The sequence below is a fragment of the Aquabacter spiritensis genome, assembly GCF_004346185.1.
Lineage (GTDB): Bacteria > Pseudomonadota > Alphaproteobacteria > Rhizobiales > Xanthobacteraceae > Aquabacter > Aquabacter spiritensis.
This window is the reverse complement of the sequence record NZ_SMAI01000015.1, coordinates 97,148-115,712: the sequence shown is the minus strand read 5'-3', so window position 1 is coordinate 115,712 and position 18,565 is coordinate 97,148. Positions and strand designations below refer to the sequence as shown.

Genomic DNA, 18,565 nt, shown 5'->3' with positions numbered 1-18,565 from the left:
CCTCACAGGATGAAGCGGCTCAGATCGGCATTCTTCGCCAGATCCGCGACGCGGTGGCGCACATAGGCCGCATCGATGGTGACGGTTTCGCCCGAGCGGTCGGGGGCGGTGAAGGAGAGATCGTCCAGGACCCGCTCCATGACCGTCTGGAGACGGCGGGCGCCGATATTCTCCACCGAGCCGTTCACCTCGACCGCCACGTCGGCGATCGCCTCCACCGCATCCGGCGTGACGTCGAGGGTGACACCCTCCGTCGCCATCAGCGCCACCGACTGCTTGACGAGGCTCGCCTCGGTCTCGGTCAGGATGCGCACGAAATCCTCGCGGGTGAGCGCCTCCAGTTCGACCCGGATCGGCAGGCGGCCCTGAAGTTCCGGCAGAAGATCGGAAGGCTTGGACACATGGAACGCGCCCGACGCGATGAACAGGATATGATCGGTCTTCACCGAACCGTGCTTGGTCGAGACCGTGGTGCCTTCGATCAAGGGCAGAAGATCGCGCTGCACCCCCTCGCGGGAGACGTCGGCGCCGGACCGGTTCTCACGCCCGGCGATCTTGTCGATCTCGTCCAGGAAGACGATGCCGTTATTCTCCACCGCATAGATCGCTTCCTGGGTGATCGCCTCCTGGTCGAGCAGCTTGTCGGCTTCCTCCGTCAGCAGCAGCGGGTGGGCGTCCTTCACCAGCACGCGGCGCGGCTTGCTGCGTCCGCCGAAGGCCTTTCCGAGCATGTCGCCGAGCGACACCGCGCCCATCTGCGCGCCCGGCATGCCGGGAATTTCGAACATGGGCAGGCCCTGGGCTGCGGCCTGGATCTCGACCTCCACTTCCTTGTCGTCGAGTTCGCCGGCCCGCAGCTTGCGCCGGAAGCTCTCGCGCGTCGCGGCGGAAGAGCCTTGCCCGACCAAGGCGTCGAGCACGCGCTCCTCGGCGGCGAGGTGAGCGCGCGCCTGCACGTCCTTGCGCTTCGCGTCGCGGACCAGGCCGATCCCGACCTCGACCAGATCGCGGACGATCTGCTCCACGTCGCGGCCGACATAGCCGACCTCGGTGAATTTCGTTGCTTCGACCTTCAGGAAGGGGGCGCCCGCGAGGCGCGCGAGGCGGCGGGAGATTTCGGTCTTCCCGACACCGGTCGGTCCGATCATCAGAATGTTCTTGGGCAGCACCTCCTCGCGCATCTGCCCTTCGAGCTGCTGGCGCCGCCAGCGGTTGCGCAGGGCGATCGCGACGGCGCGCTTGGCCTTGGCCTGGCCGACGATATGCCGGTCCAGTTCGGACACGATCTCGCGGGGGGAAAAATCGCTCATGCGTTGCGCACCATCCTTAGAGCGGGGCCGTCGGGCGTTGGGCATTCACGGCGGAGCCGAAGCCGGAATCCGTCCGCGCCACCGCGCCGCGAAAGAGATCGACCGGCATCGAATTGCCGGAGAACAAACAAGCGGAATTCATCGCGTTCAGCCGACCGTCTCCACGACGATATTGCGGTTGGTATAGACGCAGATGTCGGCGGCGATCTCCAGTGCCCGGCGCACGATCGCTTCCGGCTCCTCCTCCCGGTCGAGCAGCGCACGCGCCGCCGCGAGGGCATACATGCCTCCGGAGCCGATGCCCGCGACCCCCGCTTCCGGCTCCAGCACGTCGCCGGTGCCGGTCAGCACGAGGGAAACATTCGCGTCCGCGACGATCATCATCGCCTCCAGCCGGCGCAGATAGCGGTCGGTGCGCCAATCCTTGGCCAGTTCGACGGCGGCGCGCTGGAGCTGGCCGGGATATTGTTCGAGCTTGGTCTCGAGCCGCTCGAACAGCGTGAAGGCGTCGGCCGTGGCGCCCGCAAAGCCGCCGATCACGTCGCCTTTGCCGAGCCTGCGGACCTTTCGGGCATTGGACTTCAACACCGTCTGGCCGAGCGTCACCTGGCCGTCGCCGGCAATGGCGACGCGGCCGCCTTTGCGGACCGAGACGATGGTGGTGCCGTAAATGGTATCGGGAGAATGCATGCGCGGCTCCATGGCGGAGCCTTTACTTAAGTCGTTCCGGCCGGGACGCAACGCTCCTCATGCCACGACGAGGAAATCGCGCACCGCCTTGGCGAAGGCGTCGGGGACCTCGATCATCGGGCAATGGCCGGACAAGGGAATGTCCTGGAGGCGTGCGCCGGGGATCGCATCCGCGATACGGCGGGCGAAAACCGGCGCGAAAAAACGGTCGTCGGGGGTCGCCAGGACGAGGGTGCGGGCCTGAATGGCACCGATCCGGGCGAGGGTATCGACCCCGCGGCACGCCGCCGCCTGCCGCTCGAACGCGGCAATTTCCTGAAGCGGGCTCGTGGCGAGCGCCTGCCGCGCGATGGCGTCCAGCGAGGCGGTCGCCAAGGTCGCGCGCCCGAGGGTGAAGGTCGCCAGTGTCGAGACGAAGGTCACCTCGTCCGCCAGTTCGCGCCGCAGCCGGGTCAAAAGGGCGAGCAGGCCGCGCGTATAGCCGTCCTGATGCGCGAGCGTGTTGGCGAGGATCAGGCTGTCCACCCGCTCCGGCGCCAGGAGGGCGAGTTCCTGCGCGATCGCCCCGCCGAGCGAATGGCCGAGCACATGGGCCTTTTCCCAGCCGGCCGCGTCCATCACCGCCAAAGCGTCGCGCGCCATGTCGGCGACGTTGTACGCGCTTTCGGCGCGCCCGCTCGCGCCGGCATCGCGATTGTCGAAACACAGCGTGGTGAAATCGGACAGGAGCGGCCGGGCGAGCGCCCAGAAGATGCGGTCGGCGGCGAGCCCGCCAATGATCAGCAGCGGCGGGCCACGTCCCTCCAGATCATAAGCGAGGTCGATCCCGTCATTGGATGCGAAGCGGTCCATCGGCAGCCTCCCGCTCGGGTCTCGGTGTCAGCTCGTGGGATTGAGGAGCCAGCCGATCCAAAAGCACTGGCCCACCAGCGTCAGAATAAGGAAAGCGCCGTGGAAGTTCGGGTTCCGCGTCCGCATGGCGACGAGGCACCCCGCCCCCATGACCGCCGCCTCGACGCCATCCACCAGCCCCACCATCGCGACATAATCCTGTCCCTTCAGAAACGTGTCGCCGACATCCATGACGTACGAGAAGGCGAGGATGCCGAAGAACCAAGGGCGTTTGGCGTAAAAATAGGCGCGATAGCTGGGATATTCCCCGAGATGATCCGGAAACAGGATCACGCACATAAAATAGAACAGGCTGCAATAGATGAGCACGAACAGGTAGATGAAGAAGGTCCAGGTGCCAATTTCGGCGAGCCGGTATTCCCACCACCAGAACAGCACGCAGCCGAGAAGGGTGCTCGCGGCCCAGCCGAGATGCAGCGGGTTGGCCTGATGCTCCTGCGGATGCTGGATGAATTTGGCGAAGCCGCTGAGCAGCCGCGCGACGCTCAGGCCCAGGACCATGCCCATGACCACGCGCACATGAAAATAGACCTGCGGATCGTGTCCGGTCGTCATCTCGCCCCCGCCTCATGGCCGTGTAGGATGTCGGCCGGCGTCCTGCAAGGCGCGAGAGCGTCATCGCGCGGCCATATGGCGTTGCACCACGCGACCTGCTAGAAGGCGCGGCCTTGGAGGACTTCCATGCGGACAGCCGAAATCGTTCGCGAAACCAAAGAGACGAAAGTGCGCCTGTCCCTCGACCTCGACGGGACGGGTCGGTCGCGCGCGTCTACCGGGATCGGCTTCCTCGATCACATGCTGGATCTGCTCGCCCGCCACGCCCGGTTCGATCTCGATGTGACGGCCGAAGGCGACCTCCATGTCGACTTTCACCACACGACCGAGGATGTCGGCATCGTGCTCGGCCAAGCCGTGCGGCGCGCGCTCGGCGACATGCGCGGCATCGTGCGCTATGCCGATGTGCACCTGCCGATGGATGAGACCTTGACGCGCGTCGCGCTCGACGTTTCGGGCCGTCCCTTCCTGGTGTTCCGGACGCGGTTTCCTACGCCGCAGATCGGCACCTTCGATACCGAGCTGGTGCGGGAATTTTTCCAGGCCTTCGCCTCGAATGCGGGGGTGACGCTGCATGTCGAGACCCTCTACGGGGAGAACAGCCACCACATCGCCGAAAGTTGCTTCAAGGGGCTCGCCCGGGCATTGCGCACGGCGCTCGCCATCGACCCTGCGGCGGCCGGCGAAATTCCATCCACCAAGGGCGCCCTGGGGGTGTGACCGAGAGGTCGGACGGAGACGGGCATGGCGATCTGGAACGTATTCATCAAGCCGACGGTCACGGACCGGGGCGGAAACGCGGTGTTCGTCCGCGAGGGACTGTCCTTCGCCGCCCTGCTGTTTGCGCCGCTGGCTTTGCTGCGCTTCCGGCTGTGGCTGGCGCTGCTCGCTTACGCATTGATCGCCGGAGCGAGCGAGGCGGCCGCGCGCCTGATCGGGATGCCGGCTCTCTTGGAATTCGCGATCACAGCCGGCCTCCACTTGATCGTCGCATTGGAATTGCCGGCCCTGCGCGCCTGGAAACTGCGCCGCATCGGCTATCGTGAGGCCGGCGCCGTGGTGGCGCGCGACCGTGACGCCGCGGAGCGGCGCTTCTTTGCGCGCGACCTCGATGCGGCCGCGCCCCCTCAGCGGCCCACGCCCTTGCAGGCTGCGCCGCGTCCCGCCGGCCGCCCCGGTGGCGGCCAGGTGGGCGTGATCGGCTCCTTCATGGAGCCGCGTCCCTCATGACCGTCGCGATCGTCGATTACGGCTCGGGAAACCTGCATTCGGCCGCCAAGGCGCTGGAGCGGGCGGCGGCGCAGACCGGAGCCGCCCGGGTGGCCGTGACCAGCGACCCGGACGTGGTGCGCACCGCCGACCGCATCGTCCTTCCCGGCGTCGGCGCATTCGCCGATTGCCGAAGGGGGCTCCATGCGGTTCCCGGAATGGTGGCGGCGCTGGACGAGGCGGTACATGAAAAGGGCCGCCCCTTTCTCGGCATCTGCGTCGGTCTCCAGCTCCTTGCCGAGACCGGCCTCGAACACGGCGCGCATTCCGGCCTCGGCTGGATCGGCGGCGTGGTCGATCGCATCGCGCCGTCAGATCCGGCCCTGAAGATCCCGCACATGGGATGGAACACGCTCACCCTCGCGCGCCCCCACCCGCTTCTCGCCGGCATCCCGACCGGAGGCGACGGGCTGCACGCTTATTTCGTCCATTCCTACCACATGCGGCTCGCCGACCCGGACGATCTCGTGGCGACCACCGACTATGGCGGCACGCTCACCGCCGTCGTCGCGCGTGACAATGTGGCCGGAACCCAGTTTCATCCCGAGAAGAGCCAGACGCTGGGCCTTGCGCTTCTCGCCAATTTCCTGAAGTGGCACCCGTGATCCTGTTTCCCGCCATCGATCTGAAGGACGGCCTCGCCGTGCGCCTGGAACAGGGCGACATGGCGCGCGCCACCGTGTTCAACCGCGACCCCGCCGGCCAAGCGGCGGAATTCGAGGCGATCGGCTTCCGCTATCTCCATCTGGTCGATCTCGACGGCGCCTTTGCCGGCCGCCCGGTGAACGCGGCGGCGGTGGAGCGGATTTTGGAAACCGTATCGATCCCGGTTCAGCTCGGCGGCGGCATCCGCGATCTCGCCACGATCGAGGCCTGGCTCGAAAAGGGCGTGACCCGCGTCATCCTCGGCACCGCGGCGGTGCGCGATCCGGACCTCGTGAAGCAGGCGGCGCGCGCGCATCCGGGCCGGGTCGCGGTCGGGCTCGACGCGCGCGACGGTCGGGTGGCGGTGCAGGGCTGGGCCGAGACGTCGGACGTGCCGGCGCACGACATCGCGCGCCGGTTCGAGGACGCCGGCGTGGCGGCCCTGATCTATACCGACATCGCCCGCGACGGACTGATGAAGGGCCTCAATATCGAGGCCACTGTCGCGCTCGCCGACGCGGTCACGATCCCGGTCATCGCCTCGGGTGGTCTCGCCTCGCTGAAGGACGTGGAAGCCCTGCTGGAGCCCAGGGCGCGCAAGCTGGCCGGCGCGATCACCGGGCGCGCGCTCTATGACGGACGGCTCGATCCGCAGGCCGCGCTCGGCCTCGTGGCGGGCCGCTGAGCATGTTGAAAGTCCGCGTCATTCCTTGCCTCGACGTCAAGGACGGCCGCGTCGTCAAAGGCGTCCAATTCGTCGACCTCCGCGATGCCGGCGATCCCGTGGAAGCGGCGCGGGCCTATGATGCGGCCGGCGCCGACGAACTCACCTTCCTCGACATCACGGCCAGCCACGAGGATCGCGGCACCATCCTCGATGTCGTGCAGCGCACCGCCGAGCAATGCTTCATGCCGTTGACGGTCGGCGGCGGGGTGCGCACCGTGGATGATGTGCGCACGCTGCTTCATGCCGGTGCCGACAAGGTCTCCATCAACACCGCCGCCGTGAACCGCCGCGCCTTCGTGGGAGAAGCCGCGGAGAAGTTCGGCGAGCAATGCATCGTCGTCGCCATCGACGCCAAGAAGGTGAGTGCCCCTGGGGAAAGCGACCGTTGGGAGATCTTCACCCATGGCGGACGCAAGCCGACCGGCCTCGACGCGGTGGAGTTTGCCCGCGAGGTCGTGGACCTCGGCGCCGGGGAAATCCTGTTGACCTCGATGGACCGCGACGGCACCGGCCTCGGCTTCGACACCGCGCTGACCCGCGCGGTTGCCGATGCGGTGCATGTTCCGGTGATCGCCTCGGGCGGGGTGGGCACGCTGGACCACATGGTGGCGGGCATCCGGGACGGCGGGGCCTCGGCGGTTCTCGCCGCTTCGATCTTCCATTTCGGCGCCTTTACGGTGCGCGAGGCCAAGGAGTGTCTTGCCGCGGCCGGCCTCCCGGTCCGGCTCGACCTGTGACGGGAGCGGAACATGGCTGAGGCGCACGTCACCCTCCAGGAGCTCCAGCGCATCGTCGCGGAGCGGGCGGCCGCCGATGCCGGGTCCTCTTATACCCGCTCCCTGCTCGACAAGGGCGTCGCGAAATGCGCGCAGAAGCTGGGCGAGGAAGCCGTGGAGACGGTGATCGCCGCTTTGTCGGGGGACCACGCGGCAATGGTCGGCGAAACCGCCGACCTGCTGTATCATCTTGCCGTGCTGCTCCATGCGCGCGGGATCGCCCTGGAGGAGGTGCATGCCGAGTTGGGGCGACGCACCCGGCAATCCGGACTGGCGGAAAAGGCGGCGCGAGGCTGAGTCGGATGCCGGGAAAGCAGATGATGGACCAGCGCGTCGGCTATGGCCTTTCGCCGTATCGGACCTTCCTGCGCGACGAATGGGCGACGCTCCGCCAGGACACGCCCATGACGCTGCGGCCCGACGAGATCGCCCGGCTCCAAGGGCTGAACGACAGCCTGTCCATGAACGAGGTGGAGGAAATCTACCTCCCGCTGTCCCGCCTGCTCTCGCTCTATGTCGGCGCGACCCAGAAGCTGTTCCGCGCGATGAGCCACTTCCTCGACCATGGCCACACCAATGGCGACGGGAAGATGCCCTATATTATCGGCGTCGCCGGATCGGTCGCGGCCGGCAAGTCGACCACCGCCCGCGTGCTCCAGGCGTTGCTCGCCCGATGGCCGAACACGCCCAAGGTCGACCTCGTGACCACCGACGGCTTTCTCCTGCCCAATGCCGTGCTGGAGCGCGAGGGGCTGATGGAGAAGAAGGGGTTCCCGGAAAGCTACGATCTGCCCCTGCTGCTGCGCTTCCTCACCGACATCAAGGCCGGCCGCCGGCCGGTGCGCGCCCCGCTCTACAGCCACTTCTTCTATGACGTGATGCCCGATCAGAGCGTCGAAGTGGACCGCCCGGACATTCTGATCGTCGAAGGGCTGAACGTGCTGCAGACCGGGCGGCCGCCGCGCGACGGGACGGGCATCCCCTTCGTCTCCGACTTCTTCGATTTCTCGGTCTATATCGATGCCGACGACGAGGTTCTGGAGCGCTGGTATGTCGAGCGCTTCATGCGGTTGCGGGAAACCGCATTCCGCGATCCCCTGTCCTACTTCCATCGCTATTCGAAGCTGACCGATGCCGAGGCGCGCGCCACGGCGCTGTCGATCTGGAACCGCATCAACCTGCCGAACCTACAGGAAAACGTCCTGCCGACACGGCAGCGCGCGGACCTCATCCTGCGCAAAGCCGGCGACCACGAGGTCGCCGAGGTCAGCCTCCGCAAACTCTGACGGTGTGGGAGGGCGCGACCTTTGCGCTCCCGCCCCGCGACGCAATCGGGCGGAACCGCGTCGCGATTCCGCCCGACTTCATTTCCGGCATAAGCGTCGCGCGCTTATTCTCCGAAAGACGGCTGCTCGGCGGCCGCTGTTGCTTCTTCTGCCCCCTCCGCGGGCTCAGCCCGGCGATAACGGGCCCGACGGCGGCGGGCGACGGGTGCGCTCGCCACGGCATCCTCGCCTTCCGGCGCCGCAGCTGCGGCCGGCGTCGCCTCGACCGGCGCCGCCTCGACCCGTTCGGCTTCGACCACGGGCTCACGTCCTTCGGGCCGGAGGCCTCCCGTGATGAAAGAGGGCAGGCCGAGCGGCGGCTCGTCCTGCGGGGCCAATCTCTCGGGACGCTCGTTCACCCGCTCGGCCCGCTCCGGACGCTCCACACGTTCAGGACGCTCGGCCCGTTCGGGACGCGGGGCACGCTCCTCGCGCGGCGGGCGCGGCTGAAAGCCGCTTCCCTCATCCTCGCGGCGCCCGCGATATTCGCGCTGCGGCGCGCCTTCGCCCGTCTCCTCCTCGCCGCGCGGGCGGCGGGGTTGGGCGTTCTGGCGCGTGTCCCGGCCACCTTCCATGCGCGGCGCGCGATCTTCACGCGGGCCGCGATCATCCCGTTGGCCACGATCGTCCCGCTGACCCCGATCGTCCCGCTGGCCCCGGTCGTCCCGCTGACCCCGGTCGTCCCGCTGACCCCGATCGTCGCGCTGACCCCGGTCGTCGCGGGCCTGGCGGGGCTCACGCGGCGCATATTGTTCGCGCGGCTGATACGCATCCCGCTGCTGGAACGGCTCGCGTGGCTGGAAGGTCTCGCGCTGATAGGGCTGCGGCGATTCCAGGCCGGACGCGTCGTCGCCGTCATCGTCGTCGAGGTCGTCGTCGGAACGCCCGAAGCCCTGCTGAGGCGCGAACTGCGCCTGCAGCGATGCGATGAGCCGCAGATAATGCTCGGCGTGCTGATAATAATTCTCGGCCGCCACGTAATCCCCGGAGGAGTGGGAATCCCGCGCGAGCTGCTGGTATTTTTCGGCGATATGGTGAGCGGTGCCACGCACTTTCACGTCGGGACCGTTCGATTCGTAAACCCGCGTCAGGGGATTGGAGCCACGGCGGTTGTTGTTCCGACCGCGCATGCGCTTCTGCTGACCATTTCTCATCTGGATCGTTCTCTACTCGCTCGGCGGCATCGCCACCGGTTAGCTGCCGGCAAAAGCGCAGCGACCGAGGCCGCCTGCCGGTGCCGGGTAAGACAAGACGTGGCGCACCGGCTCTCGACCGCAGGCGACGTCCCTGGCCGCTGGAACCCGTTCCATCCGGATGGCATCGTCCGGCCGGCAGATGGGCCCGTCGTTCAATTCTGGTACCGGACGCCCGAGCAGTCTGTCCTGCGCGAGCCCGGCTCCGCACATGGTCCCCAGATCGATGCGATGCAGGACAACCATATTCAAGCACTTGAATCGGGGGCGGCACACTGCGGGCAGGCTGCACCCACCCGCCCGGGAAGCGCCCGGTGCGTCACCTCGAGAAGAATAAGGATCCGTTCGACCATCCGCCCCGCTCCGCGCTTCCGCGCGGTCAGCCCCCGCCCGACGTGCGACCGCTTCCGGCCCCGCGTGCGACTTGGCAATGTGATCGTCCCGTCAAGGAGCGCGCGGCACGATCCCGGCGCGCCACCGCCTTGCCCCTCGCACACCCGAATGATCCGTTTCAGATTTCGGGAGCGCGCCCCAGCCCTGTGGTCCTTCCCACCGGCCGAAGCATCGGTTCGACTCCTAGGACAGGACACTAGCCAGTTCGCCGCGCCCTTCCAAGCGATTTTTTCGTGGCCGTTTCCACGGCGTTTCGTTGGCGTTGCTCAAGCCGGCGCGTCCAGCGGCAGCGTGGCCGAAAGCGCGCGCGCAATGCCCGAGAGGTCGCGCCGCGCCGCCGCCGACACCGTGAGGCCGGACTGCGCGAGCAATGCCGACACTGCATCTTCCTGTCCGACCCCGAGTTCGAGCACCACACGTCCGCCAGGTGCCAGCAGGCGCGGAAGGTCTCGTGCGATCGCCTGATAGGCTTGGAGCCCGTCCGCGCCGCCATCGAGCGCGTCGATCGGATCGTGCTCCCGCACCTCCCGGTCGAGGCCGGCAATCGCGTCGCTGCGGATATAAGGGGGATTCGAGACCACCAGGTCGAACCGCGGCTTGAGCGCCCCCGCCCAATCGCCGACGAGGATCGCAGTCCGGGCGCCGAGGCCGAGACGCGCCAGATTGTCGCGCGCCACGCGGGCCGCGCCGAACGCCCGGTCCACCCCGATGCCGAAAGCCCCTGGAAGCTCGGTCAGAAGCGCCGCGAGGATCGCGCCGCTTCCCGTGCCGAGATCGAGCAGGCAGAGCGGCGCGGAGCGGTCGGAGACGCCCGACAGGGCCTCCTCGACCACGGTTTCCGTGTCCGGACGGGGCACCAGCGTCTCCGGCGCGAGCACGAAGGGCAGGCTCCAGAATTCTTTTTCGCCGAGGATCCGCGCCACCGGCTCGCCGGCCAGCCGGCGCGCCATCAACGCCGCGGCCTGCGCCGCCTCGTGCGGGGCCACGGGCCGGTCGATCAGGAGGTCGGCCGCCGCAATGTCGAGGGCGTGGGCGGTCAATAGGCGGGCATCGAGATCCGCGCCCGGAATGCCGGCGGCGCGCAATCGTGCCGCCATGTCGCGCCGTAAAGCGGAGCGCATCGCCATGGCTCAGGCCTCGGCGGAAGCCATGAGCTCCGCCTGGTGGGTGGTGACGAGGGCGTCGACGATATCGTCCAGCGCGATCCCGGCGATCACCTCCTCCAACTTGTACAAAGTGAGGTTGATGCGATGGTCGGTCACGCGGCCCTGGGGGAAATTGTAGGTGCGGATCCGCTCCGACCGATCGCCGGAACCGACTTGGCCGCGGCGGTCGGCGGCGCGGCTCGCCTCGGCGCGCTGGCGCTCCTCGTCCAGCATGCGGGCGCGCAGCAGCGACAGAGCCCGCGCCTTGTTGCGGTGCTGCGAGCGCTCGTCCTGCACCGCGACGACGATGCCCGTCGGCAGATGCGTGATGCGCACCGCGCTCTCGGTCTTGTTGACATGCTGTCCGCCCGCGCCCTGGGCGCGGTAGACGTCGATGCGCAGGTCGCTCTCATTGATGTCGACATCCACGTCCTCGGCCTCAGGGAGGACAGCCACCGTCGCAGCCGAGGTGTGGATCCGCCCCGACCCTTCGGTCTCGGGGACGCGCTGGACGCGGTGCACGCCGGATTCGAATTTCAGCCGCGCGAACGCGCCGGCGCCGTGGATCGCAGCGATGATTTCCTTGTAGCCGCCCATCGTGCCCTCGCTCTCGGACAGGATTTCCACCGACCAGCCCTTGTCGGCGGCGTAGCGGGCATACATCCGGAACAGATCGCCAGCGAACAAAGCCGCCTCGTCGCCGCCGGTTCCGGCGCGCACTTCGAGGATCACCCCGCGCGCATCCATCGCATCCTTGGGCAGGAGCGCGATCCGCACCGCCGCGCCGAGGCGCTCCAGTTCCGACAAGAGACGCTGCTCTTCGCTTTCGGCGAGCGCCCGCATATCGGGCTCGGTCCGGGGATCGGCCATCATGGCCCGGGTCTCGTCGAGGTCGCGTGCCGCAGCGCGCAGCGCCAGCACCTCTTCGACCACCGGAGACAGTTCGGAGAATTCCCGACCGAGCCGGACATATTCCTCGCCCTCCGCCCCGGCCGCCAGCATCGCCTCGACCTCAGCGTGGCGGGCGACCAATTGGTCGAGCTTGGCGAGCGGAAGGCCCGAGAGGACGTCGTCGGCGCTCAAAGGGGTAGTCCGCTGAGATCGGCAAAGGCGCGCAGGGTGGCGCGCACGTCCGACAGGCCCGACATGTCGTCGATCAAGGGCAGAAGAATTTGACGGGCGGCCCCCACGTCGAGCTTCAGCAGCGTTGCCTTCACGGGGCCGATGGCAGCCGGCGAGAGCGACAGGGCGCGATAGCCGAGCGCGGCGAGAGCCACCGCCTCGAGCGGGCGCGAGGCCAGCTCGCCGCACAGCGTCACCGGTTTGCCGTGGCGGCCGCCGGCCTCCACCACCATACGAAACGCCCGCAGGGCCGGCGGGGAAAGCGGATCGAACCGATCGGCGACACGCACATTGCCCCGGTCGGCGGCAAACAGAAACTGCACCAGATCATTGGAGCCGACCGACAGAAAGTCGACCCGGGAGAGGATTTCGTCCAGCTGGAACAGCAGCGAGGGAACCTCCACCATGGCGCCGACGAACACCCGTTCCGGCAGGCCGTGACCATGGCGGCGCAAATGGGTCAATTCGCGCTCGAGAATGGCGCGCGCCTGATCGAACTCCCCTGCGGCGGCCACCATCGGGAACATGATGCGCAATTCGCGGCCCGCACCGGCGCGCAGGAGGGCGCGCACCTGGCTGCGCAACAGGCCCGGCCGATCCAGCCCGAGGCGGATGGCGCGCCACCCCAGAGCGGGATTTTCCTCCTCCACGGCACGCATATAAGGCAGCACCTTGTCGCCGCCGATATCGAGCGTGCGAAACGTGACCGGCCGCGCCCCGGCGGCATCGAGCACCGCCCGGTAGAGCTTCAGCTGCTCCGAGATGCGCGGAAAGGTGGAGGCGATCATGAACTGCAGTTCGGTGCGGAACAGGCCGATGCCCGCGGCCCCCGTCTCCGGAATGTGCGGCAGATCGACCAGGAGCCCGGCATTGAGATGCAGGTCGATCTTGACGCCGTCCAGCGTCACGCAGGGCGTATCGCGCAGCGCCGCATATTGCGCTTGGCGGCGGGCCCGGAAGCGCACCTTTTCCGCGTATGCCGCTTCGACATCGCCGGGAGGGCGCAAATGCACCTCTCCGGCCTGACCGTCGACGATCACGGGGTCTCCGGGCTCGACCAGACCGCTGGCATTCTCCACCTGCCCGACCGCGGCAATACCGAGGGCGCGGGCGACGATCGTGACATGGCTGGTGGTGCTGCCCTCCTCGAGCACGAGGCCGCGGATGCGGCTGCGGTCGTAGTCCAGCAGGGCCGCCGGGCTCATGTTGCGGGCGAAGATGACGGCATTCTCCGGCAGATCCTGCCTGTCCGCGCCGCGCCCCTTCCCGGTCAGTTCGCGCAGCAGACGGTTGGCGAGGTCGTCGAGATCGTGCAGGCGCTCGCGCAGATAGGGATCGGAGGCGCGCAGAATCCGGGCGCGCGTGTCGGACTGGACGCGCTCGACCGCGGCCTCGGCGGTGAGGCCGGTATGCACCGCCTCGCGCATCTTGTGCATCCAGCCGCGATCATGGGCGAACATCCGGTAGGCTTCGAGGATCTCGCGATGCTCGCCGGCCTTGGAGAGCCCGTCATCCTCGAGCAGCAGGTCGATCGACGCGCGCAGTTTGCCGATCGCGCCGTCGAGCCGCGCGGTTTCGCGATTCACGTCGTCGGCGATCACATTGGTGACGACGATGCGTGGCTCGTGCAGCACGACATGGCCGAGGCCGAGACCGTCGGCAAGGGCGACACCCTTCAGATGCACCGCGCGGCGGATCGCCGGCTCCGCGCCGGGCTTGGCCAGAACGGTCAACTCGCCGGAAGCGATCATCTCGGCGAGTACCATGGCGGTGGTCTGGAGCGCCTCGATCTCCTCTTCGGCATATGTGCGGCGGGCACGGTTCTGGACCACCAGGACGCCGAGCGTATTGCCGCCGCGCAGGATCGGCACGCCGAGGAAGGAATTGTAGATCTCTTCGCCGGTTTCCGGGCGGTAGGAAAATTCCGGATGGTGCTGGGCGTCGGAAATGGCGACCGGCTCGGCTTCCCGTGCCACATGGCCGACAAGACCCTCGCTGACCCGCATCACAGTCTGGTGCACTGCGTCCCGGTTCAAGCCCTCGGTAGCATAGAGTTCGAGCGTCTGGTCGACGCGCAGCACATAGACCGAGCAGACTTCCGCCACCATATTGGCGGCGATCAACACCACGATCTTGTCCAGGCGGTCCTGCGCGCTGACCGGCTCCGCCATCACCTCGCGGAGGCGCCTCAGAAGTACGCGGGGGCCGCCGAGCGCGCCACGCATCGGCCGCATCCTTTAAGAGTAGACTGGGGACCGCGGGCCCGGCTGGGTCGCGGCTGGCGCCCCCCGCGCCGGATCAGAGTCAGCTGTCGAGTCCGTATAGCGAATGGAGAGTCCGCACCGCAAGCTCGGTATAGGCCGCATCGATCAGGATCGAGATCTTGATCTCGGACGTGGTGATGGCGCGGATATTGATCCCCTTTGCCGCCAGTGCCTTGAAGGCTTCCGCAGCGACACCGGCATGCGAGCGCATGCCGATGCCGATGACCGAGACTTTCACGACGTCCGCCTCGCCTTCGAGGGTTTCGTAGCCGATGGCGCCCCGCGCCTTTGCCAGCGCATCCTTGGCACGCTCGAAATCGGCAGTGGGGACGGTGAAGGTGATGTCCGTAAAGCCGTCAGCCGATACGTTCTGCACGATCATGTCGACATTGATATGGGCGTCGGCAAGCGGGCCGAACACGGCGGCGGCGATGCCGGGCTTGTCGGCGACGCGGCGGATCGAGACCTGCGCCTCGTCGCGGGCGAAGGCGATGCCGGTCACCACCTGGGATTCCATCTGGTTGGCCACGATCTCCTCCTCGTCACAGATCAGCGTGCCCGCCGCTTCCGCCGCCCCCATATGGGGCGCGTCCGGGTCCTCGAAGCTCGACCGCACGAAAGTGCGGACCTGATGCACCATGGCGAGTTCCACCGAACGCACCTGGAGAACCTTCGCCCCCAGAGAGGCCATTTCGAGCATTTCCTCGAACGCGATCTTGTCGAGTCGGCGGGCGCGCGGCACGACTCTCGGATCGGTCGTGTAGACGCCGTCGACATCGGTATAAATATCGCACCGTTCGGCACCGATCGCCGCGGCGATGGCGACGGCGCTGGTGTCCGACCCGCCCCGTCCGAGCGTCGTCAGCCGACCCGAGGGCAGATGGATGCCCTGGAAGCCGGCGATCACCGCCACCTCGCTTTGCGCCATGCGGTCGGTGAGGGCGGTGCCGTCGATCGACAGGATGCGGGCCGAGCCGTGGGCGTCGTCGGTTGCGATCGGGATCTGCCAACCCAGCCAAGAGCGAGCCGAAATGCCCATGTTCTGCAAGGTGATGGCAAGGAGGCCGGAGGTCACCTGCTCGCCGGAGGCGACCACCGCGTCGTATTCGCGCGCATCGTGCAGGGTGGCGGCCTCGCGCACCCAGCCGACGAGTTCGTTGGTTTTACCCGACATGGCGGACACCACGACGGCGACCTCATAGCCCGCCGCCACCTCGCGCTTCACATGGCGCGCGACAGTGCGGATGCGGTCGATGGTGGCGACGGAGGTGCCGCCGAACTTCATTACCAGCCGAGCCATGGCTCGTATCTCTCTCGAAAAAGGAAGGGGTCGTCGGAAGGCTGCGGGCGTCAGCCCGCGGGGCGCTGCGTCATTTTCGCGCGCGAAGCCCGCCGCGACCCGAGGGGGTGCGCGCCGAAGCAGCGTTCGTCATGGCCGGGACCCACATCTCTCCCCCTCCCCGGCCGATGGTCCGTCCGGGTCTTGCGAAGTGGGAGCCTAAATAGCGGGCGGCCGGTGCGACCGCAACCGGTGTCGCAGCCCGGTCGCACGACCACGGACGGGTCCCGCTCAGAGCATGGAGGGCAGCACCCGGTCGGGCGGGCGATGGCCGTCCATGAAGGTCTTGATGTTGACGATCACCTTCTCGCCCATGTCGATCCGCCCTTCGAGGGTCGCCGACCCCATGTGCGGCAGCAGAACGACCTTGCCTTGCTTGGCGAGGCGGACCAGCTTCGGACTCACGGCCGGCTCGTGCTCGAACACGTCCAGCCCGGCGCCGGCGATCTCGCCGGCCTCCAGCATGCGGATCAACGCATTTTCGTCGATCACTTCGCCGCGCGCCGTGTTCACCACATAGGCATCGCGCTTCAGGAGCTTGAGCCGGCGCGCCGAGAGCAGATGATAGGTGGCGGGGGTGTGGGGGCAATTCACCGAGACGATGTCCATCCGGGCGAGCATCTGATCGAGGCTTTCCCAATAGGTCGCCTCCAAGGCTTCCTCGATGGCGTGGGGCAGCGGCCGGCGATTGTGATAATGGATCTGGAGGCCGAACGCGCGGGCGCGCCGCGCCACAGCCTGACCGATCCGGCCCATGCCGATGATTCCGAGCCGCTTGCCCCAGATGCGCCGGCCGAGCATCCAAGTGGGGGACCAGCCGCTCCATTCCTCCTCGCCGCCGCCGAGCACCTGCGCACCTTCCGTCAGGCGCCGCGGCACCGCCAGGATCAGCGCCATGGTCAGATCGGCGGTGTCTTCGGTCAGGACGGCGGGGGTGTTGGTGACGGTAATGCCGCGATTGAGCGCGCTCGCCACATCGATATGGTCGATGCCGTTCGAGAACGAGGCGATCAGGCGCAGATTCTCGCCGGCATGCGACAACAGCGCGGAATCGATGCGATCGGTCACGGTCGGGACGAGCACGTCCGCGACGCGGACGGCCTCGGCGAGCTGTGCCGCATCCATCGGCACATCGTCGACATTGAGCCGCGCATCGAACAATTCGCGCATGCGCGTCTCGACGATGTCCGGCAATTTGCGCGTGACGACGACGAGCGGTTTGCGACGCGCCATGGCTTCCCGTTCCCCGTTTCTTAACCCTTCTCGTTCCGTCTATCAGAGAGGCGGGGAAACACAATGGGGATGGGAGAGACCGGGGCCTTGACCCGCTCCGGGCCGGGGCGCAGATCAAATTTACAGGCGAAGGACGAGGCGGACGGATGCGGAAAATGAGGCGGCAAGCCCTTTACCCCGGTGCAGCCCGGACGTGCGGCGCAAGGCTGCGCGCGCGCCTCGCCCCCGTGCTCGGGTGCATGCTCGCCCTCGCGCTGTCGGTTCTGGTGGCGGACCGCGCGGTCGCGGCGGACGAAGGCACCGGCCTGCCGGTACCGCGCTTCGTTTCGCTGAAGGCGGACAAGGTGAATGTGCGGATCGGCCCCAACCGGGACCAGGACGTCGCCTGGATCTTTTCACGCGCGGGGCTGCCGGTCGAAATCACCGCGGAGTTCGAGACCTGGCGTCGGATCCGCGATTCCGAGGGCGCCGAAGGGTGGGTCTACCACTCCCTTTTGTCGGGCCGCCGGACCGCTTTGGTGGCACCGTGGCTGAAGGCCGGCACGGTCTCGCTGCGCGAGCGGCCGACCCTGGACGCCGCCGTGGTCGCGAAGCTGGAGCGTGGCGTTCTCGGCGCTCTGAAGAGCTGCGACGGCCAATGGTGTCGCTTCGACGGTCCCGGATTCGAGGGATTTGTCGAGCAGGGCCAGCTCTGGGGCGTCTATCCGGGGGAAAAGATCGAATAGCGCCGTCGCGATACGGGAAGGCCCCCCGCCTAAGGTTGCCCCCAGGGGTCTTGCGGGACACGTCAGAAGTCGGGCGGCCTAAAGGAGGCGGGGATCACCGCCACCCGTTCCGATGCCTCAGGCCTTGCCGGTCTTCCGGCGCAGGCGCACGACGACGTCGACGCGCGCCACCTCGAAGCCTTCAGGCGGCTCGGGCAGACGGTCGACGGCGACCTGCTGCTCGGGGATGTCCACCAGCTCGTTATGGCCTTCCACGTAGAAATGGTGGTGGTCCGAGGCGTTGGTGTCGAAATAGGTCTTCGACCCGTCGACGGCGACCTCGCGCAGCAGGCTCACCTCGGTGAACTGGTGCAAGGTGTTGTAGACGGTGGCGAGAGAAACCGGGAATCGGGCGCGAATCGCCTCCTCGTGCAGCATTTCCGCTGTCACGTGCCGGTCGCCCTTGGCGAACAGGAGCCACCCCAGAGCGAGCCGCTGACGGGTCGGCCGCAAGCCGACCTCGCGCAGCATTTCACGCACGTCATGGAACGGACAGCCGGTTCGCCGCGACGACGACACGTCACGCAACTGCGCCACCGGAAGAACCGCTTCGTTCTCCACCGCAACGCTGCGCACCGCAATGCTCTCGCCGAAGCTGGTTCGAATACGTGTCGTCTGGGTCATCGTCGTCTCTAAAATCTCGATCCGAGCCGAACGGGAGGCCAAGAAGCCCCCAACGGCCAGTAGCTGGCATAAGGTATAGCGTGACGGACTGCCGATTGCTACCGTTATAGATTGTAGTTATGACAATGTAATTCAACAGGGCCAATGCCTTACTTGTGAGACTCGCGAGCGTGGACAGGCCTGAAGGCCCCCGCTAGAGCCGAACCGCACAGGTCAAGTCCGTGCGGATTCGCCGTCGCGCGCCTCCGCCCTTGGCTCGCGCCCGCTCTAATTCGGACT

At 67.5% G+C, this 18,565-nt stretch carries 19 protein-coding genes; 8 read left to right on the top strand and 11 right to left on the bottom strand.

The window, feature by feature from the left end; genetic code table 11:
- Window positions 1–2: 2 nt before the first annotated feature.
- From hslU to EDC64_RS19865, 4 genes are all read right to left on the bottom strand, one after another.
- A complete protein-coding gene (hslU, locus tag EDC64_RS19880) occupies window positions 3–1,310 on the bottom strand; it encodes an ATP-dependent protease ATPase subunit HslU (protein ID WP_132034639.1) in 1,308 nt (435 codons plus the stop codon).
- 147 nt (window positions 1,311–1,457) lie between these two features.
- The gene (gene hslV / locus EDC64_RS19875; RefSeq protein ID WP_245504797.1) at window positions 1,458–2,000 is read right to left on the bottom strand and encodes an ATP-dependent protease subunit HslV; all 543 of its coding nucleotides are present in this window, start codon (window positions 1,998–2,000) and stop codon (window positions 1,458–1,460) included.
- 57 nt (window positions 2,001–2,057) lie between these two features.
- On the bottom strand, window positions 2,058–2,852 hold the full coding sequence (locus EDC64_RS19870; RefSeq protein ID WP_132034635.1) for an alpha/beta fold hydrolase: 795 nt from the start codon (window positions 2,850–2,852) through the stop codon (window positions 2,058–2,060).
- Window positions 2,853–2,879: 27 nt separating this feature from the next.
- Entirely contained in the window at window positions 2,880–3,467 is a 588-nt protein-coding gene (locus tag EDC64_RS19865; RefSeq protein WP_132034633.1) for a hypothetical protein, read from the bottom strand.
- A 126-nt stretch (window positions 3,468–3,593) separates the two neighbouring features.
- On the opposite strand from EDC64_RS19865, the gene hisB reads away from it, so the two are divergent.
- The 7 genes from hisB to coaA are packed head-to-tail and all read left to right on the top strand — an operon-like array spanning window position 3,594 to window position 8,170.
- A complete protein-coding gene (hisB, locus tag EDC64_RS19860) occupies window positions 3,594–4,187 on the top strand; it encodes an imidazoleglycerol-phosphate dehydratase HisB (protein ID WP_132034631.1) in 594 nt (197 codons plus the stop codon).
- A gap of 24 nt (window positions 4,188–4,211) precedes the next feature.
- On the top strand, window positions 4,212–4,697 hold the full coding sequence (locus EDC64_RS19855) for a DUF2628 domain-containing protein (protein WP_132034629.1): 486 nt from the start codon (window positions 4,212–4,214) through the stop codon (window positions 4,695–4,697).
- Window positions 4,694–5,341 carry an imidazole glycerol phosphate synthase subunit HisH gene (gene hisH / locus EDC64_RS19850; RefSeq protein ID WP_132034627.1) on the top strand — a complete coding sequence of 216 codons (648 nt, stop codon included), beginning with the start codon at window positions 4,694–4,696 and terminating at the stop codon, window positions 5,339–5,341. The genes EDC64_RS19855 and hisH overlap by 4 nt, the downstream gene beginning before the upstream one ends.
- Window positions 5,338–6,066 carry a 1-(5-phosphoribosyl)-5-[(5-phosphoribosylamino)methylideneamino]imidazole-4-carboxamide isomerase gene (hisA, locus tag EDC64_RS19845; RefSeq protein WP_132034625.1) on the top strand — a complete coding sequence of 243 codons (729 nt, stop codon included), beginning with the start codon at window positions 5,338–5,340 and terminating at the stop codon, window positions 6,064–6,066. Before hisH ends, hisA begins: the two co-directional genes overlap by 4 nt.
- Window positions 6,067–6,068: 2 nt before the next feature.
- Window positions 6,069–6,845: an imidazole glycerol phosphate synthase subunit HisF gene (gene hisF, locus EDC64_RS19840; RefSeq protein WP_132034623.1), complete on the top strand. Its 777-nt coding sequence runs from the start codon at window positions 6,069–6,071 to the stop codon at window positions 6,843–6,845.
- Between the two features lie 12 nt (window positions 6,846–6,857).
- On the top strand, window positions 6,858–7,181 hold the full coding sequence (locus EDC64_RS19835; protein WP_132034621.1) for a phosphoribosyl-ATP diphosphatase: 324 nt from the start codon (window positions 6,858–6,860) through the stop codon (window positions 7,179–7,181).
- Between the two features lie 23 nt (window positions 7,182–7,204).
- Window positions 7,205–8,170: a type I pantothenate kinase gene (gene coaA / locus EDC64_RS19830; RefSeq protein ID WP_132034670.1), complete on the top strand. Its 966-nt coding sequence runs from the start codon at window positions 7,205–7,207 to the stop codon at window positions 8,168–8,170.
- A 104-nt stretch (window positions 8,171–8,274) separates the two neighbouring features.
- Here coaA and EDC64_RS19825 read toward each other — a convergent pair whose 3' ends face one another.
- The 6 genes from EDC64_RS19825 to EDC64_RS19800 form a co-directional block, all read right to left on the bottom strand.
- Window positions 8,275–9,339: a DUF4167 domain-containing protein gene (locus tag EDC64_RS19825; RefSeq protein WP_245504796.1), complete on the bottom strand. Its 1,065-nt coding sequence runs from the start codon at window positions 9,337–9,339 to the stop codon at window positions 8,275–8,277.
- A gap of 722 nt (window positions 9,340–10,061) precedes the next feature.
- Window positions 10,062–10,922, bottom strand: a complete 861-nt coding sequence (prmC, locus tag EDC64_RS19820; RefSeq protein ID WP_132034617.1) for a peptide chain release factor N(5)-glutamine methyltransferase — start codon at window positions 10,920–10,922, stop codon at window positions 10,062–10,064.
- 3 nt (window positions 10,923–10,925) lie between these two features.
- Window positions 10,926–12,023 (bottom strand): peptide chain release factor 1, encoded by a 1,098-nt coding sequence (prfA, locus tag EDC64_RS19815; protein WP_132034615.1) that lies wholly within the window; start codon window positions 12,021–12,023, stop codon window positions 10,926–10,928.
- Entirely contained in the window at window positions 12,020–14,287 is a 2,268-nt protein-coding gene (gene ptsP, locus EDC64_RS19810; RefSeq protein WP_132034613.1) for a phosphoenolpyruvate--protein phosphotransferase, read from the bottom strand. The genes prfA and ptsP overlap by 4 nt, the downstream gene beginning before the upstream one ends.
- A gap of 79 nt (window positions 14,288–14,366) precedes the next feature.
- On the bottom strand, window positions 14,367–15,626 hold the full coding sequence (locus EDC64_RS19805) for an aspartate kinase (protein ID WP_132034611.1): 1,260 nt from the start codon (window positions 15,624–15,626) through the stop codon (window positions 14,367–14,369).
- Between the two features lie 270 nt (window positions 15,627–15,896).
- Window positions 15,897–16,898, bottom strand: a complete 1,002-nt coding sequence (locus EDC64_RS19800) for a 2-hydroxyacid dehydrogenase (protein WP_132034609.1) — start codon at window positions 16,896–16,898, stop codon at window positions 15,897–15,899.
- Window positions 16,899–17,137: 239 nt separating this feature from the next.
- Here EDC64_RS19800 and EDC64_RS19795 point away from each other — a divergent pair, with 239 nt between their 5' ends.
- Window positions 17,138–17,623 (top strand): SH3 domain-containing protein, encoded by a 486-nt coding sequence (locus EDC64_RS19795; protein ID WP_132034668.1) that lies wholly within the window; start codon window positions 17,138–17,140, stop codon window positions 17,621–17,623.
- Between the two features lie 117 nt (window positions 17,624–17,740).
- Here EDC64_RS19795 and irrA read toward each other — a convergent pair whose 3' ends face one another.
- Entirely contained in the window at window positions 17,741–18,286 is a 546-nt protein-coding gene (gene irrA, locus EDC64_RS19790) for an iron response transcriptional regulator IrrA (RefSeq protein WP_132034607.1), read from the bottom strand.
- Between the last annotated feature and the right edge of the window lie 279 nt (window positions 18,287–18,565).